This is a genomic window from Sporolactobacillus caesalpiniae (assembly GCF_040513385.1).
Lineage (GTDB): Bacteria > Bacillota > Bacilli > Bacillales > Sporolactobacillaceae > Sporolactobacillus.
In genome coordinates this window covers 68029-88350 of record NZ_JBEVCB010000008.1, presented here as the reverse complement: position 1 = coordinate 88350, position 20322 = coordinate 68029, and the positions used below count along the sequence as shown (strand labels likewise).

The 20322-nt window shown below is 41.4% G+C and carries 17 protein-coding genes; 3 read left to right on the top strand and 14 right to left on the bottom strand.

Annotated features, from left to right (window positions below):
- The first annotated feature begins 14 nt into the window (after positions 1–14).
- Entirely contained in the window at positions 15–1247 is a 1233-nt protein-coding gene (locus tag ABWW58_RS16035; RefSeq protein WP_353870082.1) for an aminopeptidase, read from the top strand.
- 83 nt (positions 1248–1330) lie between these two features.
- On the opposite strand, the gene ABWW58_RS16030 is transcribed toward ABWW58_RS16035, so the two are convergent.
- The 3 genes from ABWW58_RS16030 to ABWW58_RS16020 all read right to left on the bottom strand — a co-directional run bounded on the left by ABWW58_RS16030 (position 1331) and on the right by ABWW58_RS16020 (position 5471).
- Entirely contained in the window at positions 1331–3460 is a 2130-nt protein-coding gene (locus ABWW58_RS16030) for a methyl-accepting chemotaxis protein (RefSeq protein ID WP_353870081.1), read from the bottom strand.
- A gap of 75 nt (positions 3461–3535) precedes the next feature.
- Positions 3536–4822: a methyl-accepting chemotaxis protein gene (locus ABWW58_RS16025; protein ID WP_353870080.1), complete on the bottom strand. Its 1287-nt coding sequence runs from the start codon at positions 4820–4822 to the stop codon at positions 3536–3538.
- Positions 4823–4934: 112 nt separating this feature from the next.
- Positions 4935–5471 (bottom strand): VanZ family protein, encoded by a 537-nt coding sequence (locus ABWW58_RS16020; RefSeq protein ID WP_353870079.1) that lies wholly within the window; start codon positions 5469–5471, stop codon positions 4935–4937.
- 426 nt (positions 5472–5897) lie between these two features.
- On the opposite strand from ABWW58_RS16020, the gene ABWW58_RS16015 reads away from it, so the two are divergent.
- Positions 5898–6050, top strand: a complete 153-nt coding sequence (locus ABWW58_RS16015; protein ID WP_353870078.1) for a hypothetical protein — start codon at positions 5898–5900, stop codon at positions 6048–6050.
- On the opposite strand, the gene dsdA is transcribed toward ABWW58_RS16015, so the two are convergent.
- The 8 genes from dsdA to cas5b form a co-directional block, all read right to left on the bottom strand.
- Positions 6047–7402 (bottom strand): D-serine ammonia-lyase, encoded by a 1356-nt coding sequence (gene dsdA, locus ABWW58_RS16010; RefSeq protein ID WP_353870077.1) that lies wholly within the window; start codon positions 7400–7402, stop codon positions 6047–6049. The genes ABWW58_RS16015 and dsdA overlap by 4 nt on opposite strands.
- 9 nt (positions 7403–7411) lie before the next feature.
- Positions 7412–8149 carry a hypothetical protein gene (locus ABWW58_RS16005; protein ID WP_353870076.1) on the bottom strand — a complete coding sequence of 246 codons (738 nt, stop codon included), beginning with the start codon at positions 8147–8149 and terminating at the stop codon, positions 7412–7414.
- A complete protein-coding gene (locus ABWW58_RS16000) occupies positions 8142–9557 on the bottom strand; it encodes an AAA family ATPase (protein ID WP_353870075.1) in 1416 nt (471 codons plus the stop codon). The genes ABWW58_RS16005 and ABWW58_RS16000 overlap by 8 nt, the downstream gene beginning before the upstream one ends.
- A 320-nt stretch (positions 9558–9877) precedes the next feature.
- Positions 9878–10159 carry a CRISPR-associated endonuclease Cas2 gene (gene cas2, locus ABWW58_RS15995; protein WP_353870074.1) on the bottom strand — a complete coding sequence of 94 codons (282 nt, stop codon included), beginning with the start codon at positions 10157–10159 and terminating at the stop codon, positions 9878–9880.
- Positions 10156–11154, bottom strand: a complete 999-nt coding sequence (gene cas1b, locus ABWW58_RS15990; protein WP_353870073.1) for a type I-B CRISPR-associated endonuclease Cas1b — start codon at positions 11152–11154, stop codon at positions 10156–10158. The genes cas2 and cas1b overlap by 4 nt, the downstream gene beginning before the upstream one ends.
- 12 nt (positions 11155–11166) lie before the next feature.
- A complete protein-coding gene (gene cas4, locus ABWW58_RS15985; protein ID WP_353870072.1) occupies positions 11167–11661 on the bottom strand; it encodes a CRISPR-associated protein Cas4 in 495 nt (164 codons plus the stop codon).
- On the bottom strand, positions 11658–14207 hold the full coding sequence (cas3, locus tag ABWW58_RS15980; RefSeq protein ID WP_353870071.1) for a CRISPR-associated helicase Cas3': 2550 nt from the start codon (positions 14205–14207) through the stop codon (positions 11658–11660). The genes cas4 and cas3 overlap by 4 nt, the downstream gene beginning before the upstream one ends.
- A gap of 31 nt (positions 14208–14238) precedes the next feature.
- Positions 14239–15006 (bottom strand): type I-B CRISPR-associated protein Cas5b, encoded by a 768-nt coding sequence (cas5b, locus tag ABWW58_RS15975; protein ID WP_353870070.1) that lies wholly within the window; start codon positions 15004–15006, stop codon positions 14239–14241.
- A gap of 348 nt (positions 15007–15354) precedes the next feature.
- Here cas5b and ABWW58_RS15970 point away from each other — a divergent pair, with 348 nt between their 5' ends.
- Entirely contained in the window at positions 15355–16596 is a 1242-nt protein-coding gene (locus tag ABWW58_RS15970) for an IS110 family RNA-guided transposase (RefSeq protein ID WP_353867488.1), read from the top strand.
- 148 nt (positions 16597–16744) lie between these two features.
- Here ABWW58_RS15970 and ABWW58_RS15965 read toward each other — a convergent pair whose 3' ends face one another.
- Genes ABWW58_RS15965 through cas6 form a run of 3 tightly spaced genes read right to left on the bottom strand, consistent with a single transcriptional unit; the run spans position 16745 to position 20234 of the window.
- Complete coding sequence (locus ABWW58_RS15965) at positions 16745–17671, bottom strand: type I CRISPR-associated protein Cas7 (protein WP_353870069.1); 927 nt, start codon at positions 17669–17671, stop codon at positions 16745–16747.
- Positions 17664–19526 (bottom strand): hypothetical protein, encoded by a 1863-nt coding sequence (locus ABWW58_RS15960; protein WP_353870068.1) that lies wholly within the window; start codon positions 19524–19526, stop codon positions 17664–17666. The genes ABWW58_RS15965 and ABWW58_RS15960 overlap by 8 nt, the downstream gene beginning before the upstream one ends.
- Positions 19527–19550: 24 nt before the next feature.
- Positions 19551–20234: a CRISPR-associated endoribonuclease Cas6 gene (gene cas6, locus ABWW58_RS15955; RefSeq protein ID WP_353870067.1), complete on the bottom strand. Its 684-nt coding sequence runs from the start codon at positions 20232–20234 to the stop codon at positions 19551–19553.
- Positions 20235–20322: the final 88 nt, after the last annotated feature.

The following is a 20322-nucleotide window of genomic DNA, read 5'->3' as shown; positions in this document are numbered from 1 at the left end:
AGGGGGCTTATTGAATGGATAATTTTGAAACGTTACTTGACCATTATGCCGATATTACGGTCACAGTTGGTCTTAATGTGCAGAAAGATCAAGATGTCATGATCTTTGCGCCTATTGAATCACCCGAATTCGTGCGGAAAGTTGTAAAAAGGGCTTACGAAGTTGGGGCGCGAAATGTCTTCGTTGATTGGGATGACGAACAGATAACACGTCTCAAGCTCGGACTTGCTCCTGAACAGTCATTAAGCCATTTTCCTGACTGGCGCGCGCGCACTTTCCAGGAACTTTCCGATCAAAATGCGGCATTCCTTTATATCTACTCACCCAATCCCGAACTGCTCAAAGGAATCGATCCACTACGAATAGCTGCGGCGCAAAAAGCTGCCGCGGCCGCGAATAAACAATTCTCAAATGATAAAAGCAGCGCGAAGGTAAGCTGGACAATAGTCTCAGTCCCAACCCTAGCCTGGTCTGCCACCATTTTTCCAAAAATGGAAGAGTCCGAGCGAATGGATACGCTTTGGCAGCATATTTTTAAAATTACCCGTGCGGACCAAGCGAATCCTGAAGAAGCATGGCAGCAGCATATTCAGTCACTGACAGACAAGCTCAACTATTTCAATGAGAAGCGCTTCAAAAAATTACACTATAAGGCTCCGGGCACTGATTTGACGATTGAGCTTCCCGCAGAACATCTTTGGGTCGGCGGCGGTATGGTCAATGATCAAGGCACTCCGTTCCAACCCAACATGCCGACCGAGGAAATATTTACGATGCCGCATAAAAATGGAGTCAACGGGACGGTTGCCAGTACAAAACCATTAAACTATGGCGGTAATTTGATTAACAACTTCTCAATTACCTTTAAAAATGGCAGAATCGTTGACTATCATGCAGAACAAGGACAAGACACACTCAAGCAAATCATTGAAACTGATGATGGCGCTCATTACCTTGGCGAGGTCTCCCTCGTCCCGCATCATTCACCAATTTCAGAAACCAATCTCATTTTCTACAATACATTATTTGATGAAAATGCCTCGTGTCACTTGGCCATCGGTCATTCCTTTCCATTAAACTATCGCGGTGGACGAAAGATGTCTCTTGACACACTGGAATCACTCGGCGCAAATCAAAGTTTGACACATGTAGATTTTATGATTGGTTCAGGGGAATTGGCTATTGATGGTGAAACGGCGGATGGAAAGCAGATTCCTATTTTCCGCAAAGGCAACTGGGTTATTTAATTTAACAAACTGTCCTGAAAAAACAGGTCTGAGAGAAATTCTCAGACCTGTTTTTGTATGCCCTTATATAACTTACTTGGTGATCAAATCTTGAACCGTTTGATTTCTTCCTGCATCATCTGGGCCTGTTGATCCAGATCACCGGCCAGTTTATTCAACTCTTCCATCGAAGCTGTCTGTTCTTGAACGGAAGCGCTCATTTCCTCTGTGCTCGCTGCCGTCTCTTCGCTTGTTGCGGCGATCGTCTGCGCACCTTGAGTTATTTGCTCAATTTGTTGATTCGTGTTAATAATCGCATCGGCAATCGTCTTCATGCCCGTAACGTTGCGTTCAATCGTTTTCTCGATTTCTTTAAACGCATCATTGGATTCGGCGACTGCCGCATCTTGACCTTTCAGGGTATCATTTGTTTGCTCACAATAAGCGACCGCCTGCTGGATCTCCTCATTCATCGATTGAACCATATCGGTGACTTCTTTAAGCGACTGATTGGTCTGCTGAGCAAGCTTCCGAATCTCGCCGGCAACCACGGCGAAACCTTTCCCTTGTTCGCCTGCATGTGCCGCCTCAATGCTGGCGTTTAGCGATAACAGATTCGTTCGTCTCGCAATACCATCAAGCACATCAATGATCTTGTGCACACGTTTAGCATGCTCCTCCAATTTCAGAACCGTACTAATGATCCGGTGGGTCGTATCGGCGGAAGTTTTTGATTGAACGGATAGATGATCCATCTTGTCAAGACCTCCACGGGCGAACTCCGTCATCCGATATGCTCCACTAAGAACTTCTTTACTGCGCTCATCGATTCTATTGACCTGCTTCAAAAGATCCTGAAGCGACGATTGACTATCATCAATGGATTTAGACTGATTTGATGCCCCCGCAGCGATCTCAGTTACCGTTGCACTGATCTCATTTGCCGAAGCGACATTTTCCTCGGCACTAGCCACCAATGTCTGCGAAGCGCCGATAATTTGATGCGATACATCAATCATTTTCTTAAACGCTTCACGGTTTGTTTGCGCCATCTGATTTACGCTTTTGGTTAATTGTGATAATTCATCATTGCCTTCAACGGGCATTTTAACTGTTAAGTCGCCCTTTTCAATCCGACCGGCAGCTTCCTGAAGCTTTCTCAAGCGCGCGATCATCCGTCCAAGTATATAGCTTGTCAATAAGATCGCTACCGCAATAATAATGATCAATGTCACAACTGATGGTAATGTGATTAGATTCGCTTGCTTAGAGATCTCGCTTTTATCAATAATTCCCATAAGGGTCCAACCGGATGTTTTATTCGTATCGAACGAAACAAGTTTTTGGGATCCATCAATCTTTGCGTAAAATTTACCGCTATTACCCATACCGCGCATTTTCTTGTAAAAATCCTGACCTGCGACGCTCTTACCCAATTGGTTTTTCTTCGGGGATGCAATATAAGTACCTTTGCTGTCAAGCAGCGTCACATAGCCGGTTTTACCTAATTTGGCTGCACTCGCTTGATTAACAATCGACTGGATGAACAGGTCCATCTTGACAACGCCTTTAACTTTTCCTTCATCAACAACGGCCTGTTCCACACTTACTACTTTTTGTTTTGTGACTTTGTCATTGTAAGGATCGGTCCAAACCGATTTCCCGTTTGCGGCAGATCCCGCCTTATACCAGCCTTCTGTAGTTGGATCGTAGCCCTTTGGAAAAAAGTAAAGAGGCGCACGCACAATGTCCTTGTCCGCAGATGCATAGCTGATTGCTTGATATTTTGTATTGGAACTGAGCACGTTTTGGAAAGAAAGCTGGATGTCATCCTTATCTTTTTGCACATTTCCAAGCGTTTTACTCATCGTAAACTGGCGAGCGACAGACTGCGCATCGTCGAAGTATGTATCAAATGTTTGATTCGTTGCCTTCAACTGAGCCATCGTCGATTGCGTTAGTTGGCTTGTCGTCTGCCTCGCTCCATAGAGATAGCTGAATAATCCTCCAATAATGCCAACAATAGCGATAATGCTGACAATTGGAATCAATAGTTGTTTTCGAAGACTCATCGTTGATAAACTGCGTCCACTCACATTTTGCAGCAGCTTTCGGATAAATTTGCCCATCGAATTTATCTTCTCGCCCATCAATCGCCAACTATTCTTCGAATGTTCCTCTGCTGCAGTTTTCGGTTTGATTGTCTTTTTTGCGTTGCTCTCCTCTTTTTTCATTTATGATTCCCCCCAGAATACTATGCTTGCATTTTATCTATACATCGATCCTAACTAGCCCATGCTTAATTTCTATTAAGAAAGCGTGTAACCCTTCAGCGCTTGCCGGATAATTCCCGCGTCTGCTTCCAAATCGGACGCAAGTGTGGTCAAGTGCTCCATGCCGGCAGTCTGTTCTTCAATCGACGCAGTCACTTGCTGCGTACCCGCGGCTGTCTGTTCGCTGATTTGAGTAATACCGTCAATATGTTCTTTAATCTCTTGTGTTCGCTCAGCCATATCATTGATCGAAGAAGAAATTTGGCTGATTCTGTCTTGATTGTCCGATACAGCTTCGGCAATTCGCTTGGACGCCTTCTCAAAATCGCTGACAACCACAAATTGTTCTTCGAGCACTTTACTCGTTTTTCCTGCAAACGCAACGGTACTCTCTGTGTCGGAGCGAATACCGTTCATCAGATCAGAAATTTCCTTGAGCGCCCGATCCGTTTGCTCCGACAATTTTCGAACCTCATCGGCAACAACGGCGAACCCTTTACCTTGTTCACCGGCACGCGCTGCCTCAATTGCCGCATTCAAAGCGAGCAAATTCGTCTGTCCGGCAATTTCCGAAACAGTTTCGATAATCTTCCCCACATTCTTCGATCGTGAATCCAGTGACGCAATGGCGTCGATAATATCCGCCGTGGTGCTGATCGTCCGCACTGAATGATCTCTCAGCTTAATCACGGATTGCTGATTCTTTTCTGAAACCTCTGCTAACTGTTCGGCACCTTGTTTCATCAAGCTTGTCTGTTCCGTAATACTTCCCATTCTCTCTTTCAACTGATCGGTCGCTTCTTTATTTTTGACCATCAGCTCCGCTTGATCGGAGGCTCCGGCGGCGATTTCAGTCATTGTCGATCCAATCTCGTTTGACGATGCGGTGTGTTCCTCCACACTTGACACCAGTGTCTGAGATGCATCGTTTACTTTATCCGAAACCTCAGACATGCTCTCAATCACACTATGGTTCATTCGAATCATGTGGTTGATGCCTTCAGCAAGACGGGCAAGCTCATCATTTTCGGAATCTTTGACGATGACACTCATGTCCCCGGTTTCCGCTCTTCCGACCGCTATCCTCAACTTGTGTACGCGTTTGTTATAGCCTATAAAAATAAAGCGCAGGGCAATTCCGCCTACGACAAGCAGCACAATGGCGGCAGCAACAGCAGGAAGAACCATTTGGACAGTCCCGAGGAAATAAAACGCTGACGCCACACCCAAAACACCAATAAAAAACATTACTAAATAGAGGCTTTGAAGGTTAAAACGTCTTGAATTCAGACTGCCTTCCGCCTTTTTCTTCTTTAAAGCCATGCCGATCCATCCCTTCAAGCCCAATCCGATCACTCTACATGCTTGCACAGCCCATCATATATCACTTATTATATCGGTTTGTATATCTGAAAAGTTTATTAAATTTTAGCAATTATCCATGCTGCTCGGCATGCAGACGTGAGGAATGATGACTGCCGGTGTAAAAGAGATAGTAGTAGAGATCAAGAATGAACACGATGATCATCGCTAAAATCATTCCTGCCAAGTCAAAGGTAAATGTATCAATCAGATGGCCGGTTCGGCCCGGAACAAACGTCTGATGCCATTCATCGAACATCGCGTAGCACAGAGCGATCGCGGGACCACAGAGATAGCAAAGCATTCGAGGCATAACGGTCGTCATAAAGAGATTAATAATCATAAAGGTTAAAAGAAAATATTCAGTCACATGACTTGCCTTTCGGAAAACAAATTCAAACAAAGCATATGGATCGTCGGAAGTAATCCGCTCTCCTCCATAGTTAAAATCGACATGCGGAAAGGTCTCAGAGGTCCATTCAAAGTGCGCTTTAAGAAAAGGCTGCAGATTCTGCTCCGCATACGGCGTTGATGATCCCTTGTAGATCATCCCAACAATAAGCAAAATCAATACGAGCCAAAAAATGAATGCCTTAGGATTTTTTAACATAGCTCAATCCCCCATCATAGAATTCCATGCCCATCAAGAATTCAAATTTAAATAATGTCAGAATAAATGCTGTAACAGCGTCAAGTGTAAATTTCACAAAATAAATTCTTAATATTTCTCCATTATAGCGCAATTGTCCAGGTCATTTGTAGGTGTTTTGTGACATTGGCACAGGATAAGGTAATCTATTCGTCAGAATAATAGGAATTATGTCCGTGCGTTTATTAGAATACATCACGTCGTGTTCAGCAACTTTTTTATGAACGCAGCAAGAGTTTTCGCACCGATCAATCGTGAAAAGCCCTTTTATGATTGGTCAGCGGCTGACGATGATCCTCCTCCGTCAACTCATTAAAAAGTATAATTCAGCTCTAATTTGAGCACTCTAATCGTTGTTCCACACAAAGAATAAAGGAGTCTTTTCTCATGAACAAAGAACAAGAATTCAATCGCCAATTTAAGGCAAGGGAAAATACAGGCGAACACCGCAACGGACGACTGGCTCAGCAAAAAAACAATGCCGACGGACACGATGTTCCAAACGAGTACACAAGTCATCAGGATAAAAACAATCATTAATCAGCAATCGGACGAACCCCGGAAGCCTGCGCATAGTAGGCTTCCTTGTTCTTTTCAGGAACCATTCCGCCCCCGGTCGCCCAGAAAAGATGGCACGCATTGACCATTTTATCCGTTAATTGGTGCTCTGCTAGGTAGCGTTGGCCGGCGCGACTATCCAAAAGCATCTGCGGTCCGATGATACCGGCCGCGGCAGATGGCTCGATCCAATGATTTTCCGTATCCTTGAGTGCTTTTAAATACTGAAAAAGGCGTTCATCCGACACGGTCATGCAGCCGGAGATTAAGTGTCCGGCAGCTTTTCCGGCAAAAGCCGATGGACGCGGAACAGCTAATCCGTCAGCCGCCGTACGATTATCAAGTCCGAAATCCTGCACCGATACTTGATCATTCAAGCCCGTCAATAGTCCGAGCAAAAAGCAAGGCGCATGAGTCGGTTCGACAAAAAAGACGTGCACATGGGAACCGAATGCTTGCTTCAAACCAAACGTTACCCCCGCTGGTCCACCGCCTACTCCGCATGGCAGATAGACAAACAGCGGGTGATCCGCATCCACCGAAATCGCCGCGTCGGCAAATTGTTTTTTCAATCGATTACCTGCTGTGGCATAACCGACAAACAGGTCTTTCGAATTTTCATCATCAATAAAATGACAATGGGAGTCTTGAGCTGCTTGCTTTCTCCCTTCTGTGATCGCCACACTGTAATCTGCCTCATACTCTTTAACAATCGCGCCTTTTTCCCGAAGCATATCTTTTTTCCACTGACTTGCGTCGGCCGACATGTGTACGGTCGTGTGAAAACCAAGTGTTGCCCCAACAATGCCAATGCTGAGTCCAAGATTCCCTGTTGATCCGACCGCGATCGAATAATGCGAGAAAAAGGTTCGAAACGATTTCTCCGCAAGTTTTGCGTAGTCATCTGTTTCTCTGAGCAATCCCGCGCTCATCGCCAATTGTTCCGCTGTCTTCAGCACTTCATAAATCCCGCCGCGCGCCTTAATTGATCCAGATATCGGCAGTTCGCTGTCTGCCTTCATCATCAGCCGTCCGGAAATCGACGTGCCGCCGAATTTCCCCAGAAATGCCCGCATCTTGGGCAGCGTGTAAATCGGCGATTCGATTCTTCCGCGTGAAGCACGTGTTTCCGGAAAAGCAGCGCAAAAATAAGACGCGAATCGCTGTAACCGAGACTCAGCATCCGAAACATCCTGATCGGAAACAAAATTCGCTCCCTGTTCGCCGTAATGCGGATTGAGCCATAACACTTCACTGCCCGCTTCGATTTTCTTAACGATTGGATTCACACGTTCCCATTCCGTCAATGATTTTCCGCCGATTTGATGATCCATGATTGCCCCCTAACGCAGTGTTTCCTGCGATATATTTTGCTCATTCAAGCTGTCTAACAAATTAAAAATCAAATGAAAATTCGAGTACCGTTGCACTGAATGCGTCCCTCGCTCGATAAATGTCCAACTGTCATCAAGAGAACCTTGAACTGCAAAAGCGTTGTCTTCAAAGAATTGATGAAAGAGTTCCGGACAACTGCTGCATTCTCGTTCAAATTTTCGCGAGCGGTTGATTTTCTCTTCAATGCTCATGTTCCGATCATTATAAATGACATGGTCGAGGTTGCAAGAAAAATAGTAAAGAAAGTAGTAGATTCCCGACATGATCTCATCCGCTGTACTCATCACCCGCAGCTCGGATGCTTTCATTTTATTCCTTTTTTGTATGTACTGGCGAATCCCGCTATTTGCTACGACAATTCCGGATTCACGATAAACCGGATCCTTACCAACCGAATCGTTTACAGTAACATCCTGATCATCGACAAACGCCCCGTCTGTATCTGTGAGCTGAATAACCGCTAAGATTTCTTGTTTGCGATATTTCGTTTCATTCATGATTTTTCGAACCTGATCCGAGACACGCGTTTTAACGCTTTTTCTAACACCCGGTCTCGTGAACAGATCACCATGAGTGACATGGATGTAAATCGTATAGTTATAGGACACGTATTTTCGAATAGCTGCCACTGCGCGTTCATCTGAAACTCCCTCAACAATAAAAACAACCACTTTCTTCTTAGCCATGATTTAATTCACCCGCTTCATCGAATGCCTCCATGATCTCGTAGCGATCCGTTTCCTGATAAACAGCCTCTCCGTCATTTCCGAGCTGAATCGCGCGAAAGTAGACATCACGTATATTATTGCTGTCTCGAATGCCCTTCAGAACAATATAGCGATTTTCCGGATTGGTCGATGTAAACACAAGATTCTCTTTTTCCAGCACTTCCAAAATTCTCAAGTTATGCGAGGTGAACAGCAGTTGTCCCTTGCCGCTGTCATTCAAAATTTTCACGAGTTCTCCAAGCAAAAATTCATAAATGCCCGCGTCCAGTTCGTCGATCACAATACACGCGTTCTTATCGTTATACATCACAATCAAAGAACTCAGCACAGTGAGCAATTTCTTCACACCATCAGATTCACAGGCGATCGGTAGTGACCGCCCCTCCCGTTTCGCTACGAGTGCAACACGCACGCCGGGATCGCCATTACTCATCGTCTGACTTCCTAAATTCTTCGCTTCCACCGTCAATCCCGGAACAATCTCTTTAAGTATCTTGCTGATCGCCGTGAACATTGTATGCAGAATTCCATAAGTGTCCATGTCGACCTTCTTAGGTGCGTTAATTGGCAGTTCCACCACACCATAACCGTCCTCATCCAGATTCAACGCCGCACTCCGGCAATGAATCGGAATCGAAAGATTGGCGAGCGACATGCCGGATTCATGGTTGCTTAAAACGAAGAGACGACTGGCGAAAACATTCTTAAGCGCCTGCAACAGTTCGAAAGGTCGCTGCTCGAGCGCCCTGCCAAGCAATTGAAAACCCTCGGCGCGAAAAATAAAGGACGTATGTTCCTTATGAGCAAGCTCCGCATTGACTTTGTATGAAACCACCAGATCTTCTTTTCTGGATTTCATTTTCGACGCAACCGCATTCGGCGACAGCTTCGTCTCCTCCCCTTCCCGCGTGAACGCAAGCACTGTTTTATAACGCGCGCCTTTAACTAATTCCTTGTAGCGAATTTCCTCATGCGAAATAAACACCGGATCATGCGCACGATCATTTGCCAAATTCACCGCGTCATCCGCATCCAAGTCCCGCTTGGTCAGCGCAACGTCATACACAGCCTCATAATAGTGGCGCTCAACACAGATCAGAAAGGTGAACACAAAGCGCACCGTATCACTCCGCTGATAAATCAGCCGGTCAACATCCGGACTCAGCGGCTTTCCACCGAGCAGCGTACGCAACACGTCAAATGCAGAGACCACAGCCGTCTTTCCGGACCCATTTTGCCCATACAGCCCCAGCACATCCGCTCGTTTCATCGAATGACTTTTCGCACATGGAAAATACAACTTCCCCTGCACAACATTCTTGCAATTATATAGTTCAATACTGGAAACACGTACTTTACAATTCATAATAAGTACCCCTTAGAAGACATCATTAAGATGATTGTCCAAAAAGAAAAACAATCCTCACGATTATTATCTTGGAAAGGGGCGGGTTGTATACATGATTCATGGGTTCTATTTATTTCTGATACGTTCAGTTCAATATATATCAGGATTCAAGCTAAATTTTCATTTTTAACAGTGATTGTTGTAACATTAAGATTACGCTAAATCAAAACGGCAAAGTAAGAAAATAGAATTCATAACATCCATGAAACTTGAGAAATAAAAAACAAAATTCATCCATGACAAAACTCCAATACAGCATACTATTGGATATTTCAATTTTATAGAAATAGAGAATCAAAATCCTCAGGTTTACCGATCTCTACTTCTTCGAATTGTTTGTCATTCGTCATTTTTATGATTGTGACGAAATCCTCAGATTTATTGATTTTACTACGTATTTCATGTTCTAGTTTGATGAGATTGGATGGTGTAATGGTTCCTCTGAAAACTGATTTCTGATAGTGTGTAAGATATTTCTTACATATTTTAAAGATCTTTTGAACTCTTTTCTCATTTACATCATAGAAGACAAAGGCATAGTTTGCATTGAGACGTTTCATTTCTTCACTTCCATGTTGAAAGGAACAAAGGGTGTCCCTTCGGTGATACGTTTGATCAGCTTGTACCCATCAAGCTTAATCGCTCCCTGAAGTGATACCTTTCTCTTTAATGTCTCATGTGCGAATACGGATTGAGTTCTCTCCTCAAAGGATTTAATAAAGATTTTTTTGCCAGCTTCATTCAATAAACAGTAGTTTAATTCTTTATCAAAGTGTTTTCCAACTTGTAGCTTCCGGTTATTAATGCATTCAAAAATGGTTTTAAAGACAATAATTGGCTTAAATACTTCACATAAATCTAATGATAAAGAAAAGCGCGCTTCGCTTGGCTCATGAAGAAAACTTATGGATTGATCGAGATGTGTTCTATAAATTTGAGCGATTGTCTTCGAATAAAGCAGTGAATTACCGAAGGAGATTAGTGCATTCATTGGATTATCAGGCGGTCTCCTGACTCTTTTGTTAAAAACAAAGGTTTCCGGTAAAAAAATTGAAAAGGTTTCATAGAATCGCTTCCAGATGGTTCCCTCAAAGAATAATAATTGATGGATGTCTCTTTCGCTTGTCGCCAAAATTGGGACGTCTTTCCGTAACCAATCCAAGAACGGTTTTAACTCCTTTTTCCCTTGTCTGTAGTAATGGTAGAGAACAAAATGAATATTTTTTGCTATTCCTTTAATGATTTGAGCAGCGACTTCAGTTCGATGTTCTTTAAAAGCAATGGCCTGACGTACTACTAAACGGCCACTAATCAGCTGCTCTTTCGGATAAAAGCTTCCACAATATTGTTGATAGTAATTAAAAAAATGAACAATGATGCCTGTTCTTCCCAATATATCAAGTAATTTTGTGTTTATACTGATCTCATTAAGGCAGTAAAACTCGCGCACACCCTCAATGGGAATATGAGTTGATCCCTTGGTATTTTTAAAAATAAGTGTATTATCTTTTCGATGCAGTTCACCCATGGTCAGTAAATATTTGGTCGTTCCCATTATTTTTCCTCCTCAAATATAGCAGTAATCATAGTAGGCACAACGTCTGCATTTTTTATCGTACAGAGGCGGTTCGGGAACATCCTTTGTCACACATTCTTCTATTTGTTGTAGAACATCGTCAAGTTCTTTCTCCAACTCAATGGTTAAATTGTATTCGATCACTCTGCTCGTTTGTTTATTCTTCTCAGCAAATGTTAGTTTACCCCTTCTTTCAATCCCCTTATTTTTCAATATTTTTAGATAATAGAGGAGCTGCCATTTTGCCGCCTCAACATCTGCATCCGATTTTTTAAATTCGACGAGAAAACGTTCGGTAATTTTGTCCACCTTTATACTTTCAATAGCCACTTCACTTTTTCTCGCTTTCTTTTCTTCAATTTCATGTAATATCTTTCCAATACGCACATTCTCGCTGTTATCTTCCATATTGAATTTGTTTGAGAAAAGCCAGCACTGACGGCGGCAATGAAAAAAATAATTGATCATCGTTCCGGTCACTTTCATAGCAAGTCCCCCTCGCTATCCTCATCATATTTTTCCGGCCTAAATTTTGATGCACCAATTATTTCATCCCATTCGACATACCTTTCTCCATCTTGAACATAGTACATATTTCCAATCTTCTCGTCATAAAATTGTGGTTCTTTAAATGTACTGAAGGTAAAATAATCTAATTTTTCACTAACCTCCGACAATCTGACTTGCTTCTCAGCATAGGAAATTTCATTATCTCTAAGCAACTGCTTAAAAAGATTCCAAGTTGCTTCTCCGGTGGTTTTGCCCCCATTCATTTCAATTGAAAAGTTGAGAACGAGCGAATAAGTCTTTTGATTAATCAATGATAAATACTTTGCCAGTTCTGGAAATTGTAATTCATTCACCAGTTGATCAAAATGATGATAATCATCATTTCTTTTTCGTCTAATTTCAGCAAAGCGCTGAAAAACAAGCTGATAGAAGTCGTCAAAATTTTTACTTACTAATGCCTTCTGATAGTCCGAATTTCGCAAATCCTTTTCCAAACGCAAATCTTTTCCATAAATAGAGCTGGAAGCATCAAGGTCAAAAAAATAAGACCAGCTGTCTTTTTTTGATGAAGCACGATTAATTCGTCCCAGAAATTGTTCTTCGCTATCTAAGAGTGAAATATCCTTCATACCAATATCCATGTCAATATCAACACCTGCCTCAATCACTTGAGTTGCAAGAATAATAACATCTCTAATTGGCGGATGATCTTTTGTTCCTTGAATCAACGCAATCATTTTGCTTCGAACGTAGCGACTGTCATCACCAGTCAATTCAATGATTGTTTGATCAGGCATCACATTCCTTAGTTCATGGTAGAGCGTGCGAGCCGATGTTTTTTTGATCAGTTCGACAAGCAAACGAACGGCACCATGTTTTTCTTTAATTCGTTTAATCTCCTGAACCAACTGATCAATAGATAACTTTCTTTCCCTTAACAGATCAAAATTCACTCGAACACGATCTTTGAAAATGGGGTTTAAGAAATAATCATTTTTATTCACAACGAGTGGTGTAAACGTTTCCCCGGTTTTCAACAATTTATCTAGCTTTGGCAAGGTCGCGGACATGATGATCAATACAATGTTATATCTTTCGCTCATATCATTGAGCATCTTGATCATTTCCGGCCAAATGTCATTACGATAACTCTGAATCTCATCAAGAATAACCACACTATTTGCAAGTGTGGCTAATCCCAAGTTGGATTCTCTACCAGTACCGAACAGGTGATTAAAAAAATTGACATGAGAGGTTAGCGTGACCGGGTACTGAAGTAGCTGTCTTCGCAACAATTCTTCATCATAATTTACATCTTCAGATAATGATTTCTCATCCCTATCTTTCATTTCATTCACTCGTACAATTGGAGTTACTGAATTCACAACCTGTATACGATAGCGCGACTCAAGAACAGAAAACCACTCATCCAGCTTATTTTTTGTTTGTTCAATCAATGTGTTAAATGGGAATATATAGATGATTTTGTTTAATTCGTTTCTGCGCTCCAACAGATTCAAGGCAAGGTTGACCGAAACGACAGTCTTCCCACTGCCTGTTGGCGCTTCTAGATAGTAAATCGAACGGTCGATATGCTTGACTAACTGCTCTTCAGTTTCAATAAAAAGTCGCGCACGCAATTGGTTAATCGGGGCTAGTTTTGAATGTTCCGGATTATCTCTATAGCTTTGGACTGACTGATATATTCCGGATGTTTTAAATTGATTCAGAAGTACTTTTTTATCTGCTTTGTTTAAAAAATAGAATTGCGGCTCATTCTGATTGAAAAACTGATACGTAGCCATAAAGTCACTGGTAACGAGGCAAGAATAAAGCATCTTGGCTAGCAAATAAAGAGATGTCCCCTCATCTTCATCGCTGATGCAATTATTTTCGTTTTCCAGATAATAAGTAGCGTCCATGCTATTTTGTTCCAAAAAATACATGTTTGGCAATTGTTCTTTAGCTGAGTAATATCGAAGTACGTCTTCATTTTTTAACAATAATAAATATAGAGCATTCAATTTCTGTGCGTAGTCATGGAGATTGAAGTCGGTTAAGTATGTATGGTGGCGAGAGATCACATATGAAAAAATAACCATAATGTATCTGAGAAACGCTTTTTTCCAAATATCGATTGAAAGTCCAGTTAATCGTTCTTCCGAAATATCTAAGTAGAGAAGGGCAGACAGCAATGAATGATTCGAGTTATTAAACGCGCTTCGTTCAATCCGTTGCCCCATTTTTACTCGTTGAAATTCACTATTAATCTTTCCGATATCATGAAATAAAATTGCATTTTCAAATTCATTACGGATGAAATGTATATCTTCCTGATTCAGAGGTTCACCGTCAAAAGTGATACTATTTAACAAGTTGTCTAGGCTCAGTTGATTGTGTTTTGACAGTTTATGAAAGTAATCCATCACCAAATTGGAATGGTCTTTTAACGTTTCCCGTCGCACTCCATCGACATGCGCAAACAATTCAGCATCTTTATTCAGATAATCTGCTATATTCAAAGATTTCCCCTCCAAACAGATTATTCAGATCCTAAATAAAATAAAGGGTTTTCATCTCTGTCTGAAAAATTTTACTTTTATCCTTGACTTCTTGTATTCTTTTATTCGTATGAGCAAGTTCTCTAAGTCTGTAGTGATTTGTCCGCCTTGTTAAATCAACCGGCATCCACTCGCTAAAATAATAAGGACTGGATACTTCATCCACAGTTCCCCTACGCGCAAATTCCACCTCATCGACAGGAAACAACGAATTAATTCCATCAATCACATCTTGATTTTCAAGCTTAATAACTCGTACTCCGCTAATCCTTGCCGGATGATCGTTTTTTCCTAAATAGGGGATATATGTGGATTGGCGATTAAGCAATAATTTTTTTAAGTGATTATAAATATCTGATGACACATTATTCTGCAACAGATAGATTGTCCAATAAGGATTTTCGAGCCATTGTTCTCTTACAATAAGATTGCCGCCGGCTTCCTGGCTAGCATAACCAACGCTGTTGTTAAAAGCCTGAATTTTTTTGGCAAAATAACCACGATCTCCATGAGGAACAATGGAAACACTTATTGAATGCAAGCGTTCAAAAAATTCCGGATAACGATTTTGCTCAGTCTCTCCATCACTCTGCAAGGATTCATACTGTTGCCAATAACCACTGAGACCAAGAACAGAACCGAGCAATCCCAGTAAAGCAATTTTATGAATATGACTGTATGTGAAATAGGCATATTCATTAACATCCGGTTTCTTAAAAAAAGCCGTTTTTCCGGAAAGTTCAAATGCGATTGCTTCCATAAATCTTCCTCCTCGTATAATAAGTTTTGAAGTTAATAGTCATCCCTGTTCAGCTCGGGTACTGCGTGATATCCTCTAGTTGTTCATTGGAATGGATCCAACTGGACTAGGCTTATTCCTCCTGTAGTTCGACTACGTTTAAAGTCTGCCGCCCAGGCAACTGCCAGATATGCTGACGCACAAGATGTAGCGGCTGCGGTTCAACTCATCAGAAGCAGGATGAGGCAGCTTTGAACGCGTAGTCAGGGTCTACTGATCGCGAGGTCGCGTTCATGCAGTTGTAATTAGGGGACATCACAGAGTATCCGAGCTTATTCCAAAATTGATCAGGAAAGGAGGTCCTTCCCAATGAAATTGTTTGTTGGTATTGATGTGAGTTCACAGAAACTAGACGTTTGCTTTTTGGACAGTGATCAAAATAAGCTGATCCAAAAATCTTTAGCGAATAATCTGATCGGTGCTGGTGCCATTAAGGAACTGGTGTTAAAGTTCCACTCAGCCGCTCACTATCAACGGGTGGTGATCGGCATGGAGTCTACATCCATCTACAGCTTTCATCCGGCCGTGTTCTTTCATGAAGATGCGGACTTGAAGAAGCTGCCTCTGGATGTCGTAACCCTCAACCCAACGATGATTCATCGTTATAAAGGGCTGTTTGACGAGGACAAGACCGATACGATTGACGCCTTCCGGATTGCCGATTTTCTACGTATTGAACGCTATCAAGTGCCGGTGATCAAGGAAGAAAAATATGTTGCTCTCCAGCGTCTGACACGAACCCGTTACCAACTGATTCATCAAATGACCGAATGTAAACAGCACTTCTTAGAAAATCTATACTACACGTGCAACACCTTGACTCAGGAAATTCCGACTTCTGTGTTCAGCGCGTCCATCATGGACATCCTAAGCGATTCCCTGTCTCTTGATGAGATCTCCCAGATGAAGATGGAGGATCTTGCGGAACACCTAAACAAGGCCGGGAAAGGACGTTTCAGTGATCCGGAAAAGCTGGCCAAAGCGATTCAGAAAGCGATTCGGGATTCCTACCGCATTGGCAAAGTCCTTCAGGATTCCGTTGATGTCGTGCTTGCCACCTATGCCCGTATCATCACCGGGTTGAAGAAACAAATTCAGACACTGGACAAGAGCATTGAGTCCCTATGCGTCATCATCTCGGAGGCGCAGAGTCTCATGAGTGTTCCGGGAATCGGTCCGGTCTACACGGCCGGTCTGATTGCCGAGATTGGTCAGATTGACCGCTTTGACAATGAGGCTCAGCTCGCTAAATATGCCGGCCTCTACTGGAAAGTCTCTCAGTCTGGAACTTTTCGGGCAGAACGCACGCCACGAACACACACGGGTAATGAATACCTTCGCTACTACTTAATTGAAGCTGCCAATTCAGTAAAGCGATGTGACCCGGTTTATCGGGCCTATTACCAGAAAAAATTCAACGAAGTTCCTAAGTTTCGCCATAAACGTGCACTCGTACTAACAGCAAGAAAACTAGTTCGGCTGGTGGACGTGCTGCTTCGCGACCACCTGATTTACACGCCGAAGGGAGGTGGAATCGCCGATAATCAGTAAAGATCCGCCTCCTTATCGCCTTCAAAATTTTGGTAATTAGTGAAGGCTTAGGTTTGTGTACTCTCATTTTTGAAACATCGGTGAAGAGCACAGAAATAAATCTTATTTAGGTCTTGACTTAATACCACAAGACTCTCAGATTTATTCATTACAAAAATTCGGAGGTATAAATGTTTTTCACATCGTTTTCATTACCTTTAAATTCGATTTTAAACGGATCAGCGTAGTACTCAATACTTTCAATCTGATCTTGAAAAGGAGACAACAACTCGTTCAATAGAGTAACATCAATCATACTTTTTCCATCAATTTTCTCATAGGCAACATAGTTGTCCAACTGTGGAAGGTAGACATTTTCGCCTTCCTTAAACGTTATGAAAAGAGCAAAAGAATTGCTTACTCCAGATTTGCTGTTTGTATTTAAAGCCGTAGCGCCGACCATTGCCGCCCGCTTAAATTTCACATATGCTTCCTCCGAATATCCATCAAATCCGTCAACCATTGGGATGTATTCATCATAATTTTGCGGATTGACGGAAAAAGGATAAATATAGTGAGCTTCATTACTGACAATTTTTTTACCTAAACTAGAAGCATCCGCATCCTCTTTTTTACTGTTACGAAACGGAGAAAGAATATCCTGAATTTCTGTAACCGTATCCTCATATTGATTGACGCCCTGACCAATCTGAACTACACCCGTCAAGCTAATATTTTGATCCTCAACAGCAAACGTTGCGCCAAAATTTTCAACGTCAACAGCCGATAATAGATTGCCAAGTACTTCATCTGCGGATTCCTTTTTCTTTAATTCCGTATTAAATACTTGCTCATATTGTTCTTTTAATTCACGGGGCTGAAGTTTTCCCTTGTTCATTTGATAGCTTCGAATGTACAGCACCTTCTCCCCTTCATTGACCCAATAACGTTTCATCGCATATTTCAACGCTTTGTCACTACCAAACACTGTGCCATCAGCCAGTGATTTGGGGCGCCCCGTAAAATCCGCATTCCAATTTGCAAGCAAACTTGAAACACCGATTAACCCATATACGCGCTTATTGAATTTAGTCATTTGACTCCCCGCCTTCCTGTGTTTGCGATTCTTTTTTTTGGAAGAAAATATTGTTTGCTAAAATTCCTGCCATTAAGTAGTCTCGCTCTTCATTTTGGATCATCTTCTTTGTTTCGGGATAAACTTGAATGGCCGCAAATGCATTTTTAAAAGTAATATTACCTGTTGAGATCGCATGACTATAAGTCATAAATAGATCGTCTAATTGTCTTTTTAGCAAAGATGGTTTCTTAGCCCTTAAAACACCTTCAAACATCCCAAAGTTTTTTTTCTTCGTTTCACTTTGTGACATCAGATAGTAGGCCAGTTGTCCCGCCGTGAAATAAAATTCTTGATTAGTATTTAATTCAACAGCTGTCTTTTGTGAAAATTTTTCTTTGAGTCCCTGCACAAGTTCTGTTAACTTCTGCATCTTCTCTTCACTCCCGTCGATATTAAAATAACGAAGCCATGCCAATCTCAAATTATAGGCTTGTCCCAAGTTACCGATGCTTACCCCACTAACAGTTTTTAATAGCTGAATCTCTATTATCTCTTGTGAAAGACGATCAATCATCGGTTTTAATGTAAGATCCGTACCTTTGAAAAAGAAATCATACAGTGCTTGTCGGCTGTTCAAAAAAGAATTGAGCATTTCTCCTGGAAAAACACCCGATTTGATCTTTGGTTCATCGTATAACATGCTGGAGTGTAAATAATTTTTAAAGAACAGTTGACTGGTTACTTGCAATAAACTCTTCGGATTCAGAATAGGTTCACGATTTTCAGCAATTTGATAATGTTTTTTGTCAACCCATTCTCTCGCTTGAATAATATTCTCAAGCAAAAAAGGCTTATCCAGTTGATTGCCTCGCGAAAAGGGAGTCTTTTCATAGTAGTTTATAACACCGTTGCCGTCTAACCTTAAATGAATCGTTTCATTAGCTTTACTTTTGTTATTTTCGCCAAAAAGTTCTCTTTCAGCTATTTGGTGAACAGCGAACGCCTTTTGTGCTTGTAACCATGAGAAGAGATTTTTTCTAAGTGCCGATTCCTCGGGGGAAACCAGTAGCGGAACTTGGGATTTTTTTGTGCGTGATTTTAAATAAGGTTTCTTACTATTAAGACCGACGTTGTAACTAGGTACTCCAAAAATGGAATCTCCATACTCAACGTTAAAATCATTTTTCAAAAATATGCTTGGATAAACATAAATTTGATATTCTTGTTCATAGGTTTTCTCGTCAGCCTCAAAAAACAGTCGCAGATAATTTTTGGCTTTGTGATCATTTTTCAATCGATGAATCCATTGAATGAGGTTGGAATAATTGTTAAGAAGAAATTTGAGGATACAGCTTCGTATGGCGTGTCTTTCTTCACTGTCCAACCATTTTTTTAGCTCTGCATAGCCGGTAATGTCTCTTAATTTTTGATCAGCAGCAGCCAGTTTACTCGTGTAAAAAGTATTTATGTAGTCTTTCCATTCATCTTCAAGAAGAAACTTGTCTTTTTTCGATTGCTTTTCCTTTTGAGGATCATCTGCAATAAACGTATCCAGCTTCATAAAAAGCGACAAATAATTCGTATTATGTAATTTCTTAGTCTTAGTGTCCACAAACTTATTTGCTGATATCGCACTGCAATAAAAATCTCTTGGTAAGAACCAGTCCCTCAATGTCAGCGTCGATGTATCGAGTTCTGACTTTTTTCTGATGGTAAGTACCCGATCGGACTCTTCCAACTGATTTGACTCTAGAGAAAGATTCGGGTTGATTTTCAAGTACAAACCTTCCTTGAGTTCATAATTATCCAAGATAATTTTTCCATCAGTATGATCAATAGCTTTCTGATACAAAAACTGTAAATCTTTGATCAAGGCGCTTCCACCTTTCATCGTTATTTAGTAAACAAAACAAAATCCAGCTCCAATGGATGAGGACTTCTCGCCAAGACCAGCAGAAGCAACGATTTTCGCGAGTGATTGCGACACATCATCTGAACGAATAAAAACCTTTAACTTATTACCTAAATAGGTCATGTTCTTATAACGCGTTACTGTTGGATTCCGATTGATCATCTCTATTCTTTCAATAAAATCAGTGCTTCTCGGCCCTACCGAAAATAATTTCTTATACTTCTTTTCTGCATTCGTTTCTAACCGTTCTTTTAATAATGACAAATTGTCGTCGGGCATGAACGGACCACCATCAATAGTCACAATAACCGGTGTTGCTGTGTAAAGCATATTGATAAACTTAGGATGAAATTTGTGGATTTCAGAAGATATTATTTGAAAAGTGTCATTTCCAAGGTTAAATAAGCATGACTTTATCTTTTTCACAAATGTTTCTTGAACTGCTCTGATTCGGAAGATATACAGCTTACCTTTTTGATAGACTCCGGACTTTTCAATTGGGTAAAGATTGTTAAATGAATAGAATTTATAATCGTTTTTTTTATGAAATACTTTTAAATGATCATCTTTAAGCATCGACAAGTTAATTAATCGACCAATTTCTTCTTGGGCGTTTTGATAAGGAAGGTTGCGTTTGAGGAGAGTGGTTACAACGATCTCATATCCCATTTTTATCACTCCTGAATTTATCCTAGGACTTATTATACATGATCTAGTAAATGTTGTGAGCAAAAGTTGAGAATATTCTCCGTTTTTA

Coding starts and splice junctions, on each gene's coding strand:
- ABWW58_RS16020 (WP_353870079.1), bottom strand. CDS start 5,471: ATGTTAAAAAATCCTAAGGCATTCATTTTTTGGCTCGTATTGATTTTG.
- ABWW58_RS15970 (WP_353867488.1), top strand. CDS start 15,355: ATGAAATTGTTTGTTGGTATTGATGTGAGTTCACAGAAACTAGACGTT.
- dsdA (WP_353870077.1), bottom strand. CDS start 7,402: ATGGATCATCAAATCGGCGGAAAATCATTGACGGAATGGGAACGTGTG.
- ABWW58_RS15965 (WP_353870069.1), bottom strand. CDS start 17,671: ATGACTAAATTCAATAAGCGCGTATATGGGTTAATCGGTGTTTCAAGT.
- cas5b (WP_353870070.1), bottom strand. CDS start 15,006: ATGGAAGCAATCGCATTTGAACTTTCCGGAAAAACGGCTTTTTTTAAG.
- cas4 (WP_353870072.1), bottom strand. CDS start 11,661: ATGAAAGTGACCGGAACGATGATCAATTATTTTTTTCATTGCCGCCGT.
- ABWW58_RS16025 (WP_353870080.1), bottom strand. CDS start 4,822: ATGGCTTTAAAGAAGAAAAAGGCGGAAGGCAGTCTGAATTCAAGACGT.
- ABWW58_RS16005 (WP_353870076.1), bottom strand. CDS start 8,149: ATGGCTAAGAAGAAAGTGGTTGTTTTTATTGTTGAGGGAGTTTCAGAT.
- cas2 (WP_353870074.1), bottom strand. CDS start 10,159: ATGAAACGTCTCAATGCAAACTATGCCTTTGTCTTCTATGATGTAAAT.
- ABWW58_RS16000 (WP_353870075.1), bottom strand. CDS start 9,557: ATGAATTGTAAAGTACGTGTTTCCAGTATTGAACTATATAATTGCAAG.
- ABWW58_RS16035 (WP_353870082.1), top strand. CDS start 15: ATGGATAATTTTGAAACGTTACTTGACCATTATGCCGATATTACGGTC.
- ABWW58_RS16030 (WP_353870081.1), bottom strand. CDS start 3,460: ATGAAAAAAGAGGAGAGCAACGCAAAAAAGACAATCAAACCGAAAACT.
- cas6 (WP_353870067.1), bottom strand. CDS start 20,234: ATGGGATATGAGATCGTTGTAACCACTCTCCTCAAACGCAACCTTCCT.
- cas1b (WP_353870073.1), bottom strand. CDS start 11,154: ATGGGAACGACCAAATATTTACTGACCATGGGTGAACTGCATCGAAAA.
- ABWW58_RS16015 (WP_353870078.1), top strand. CDS start 5,898: ATGAACAAAGAACAAGAATTCAATCGCCAATTTAAGGCAAGGGAAAAT.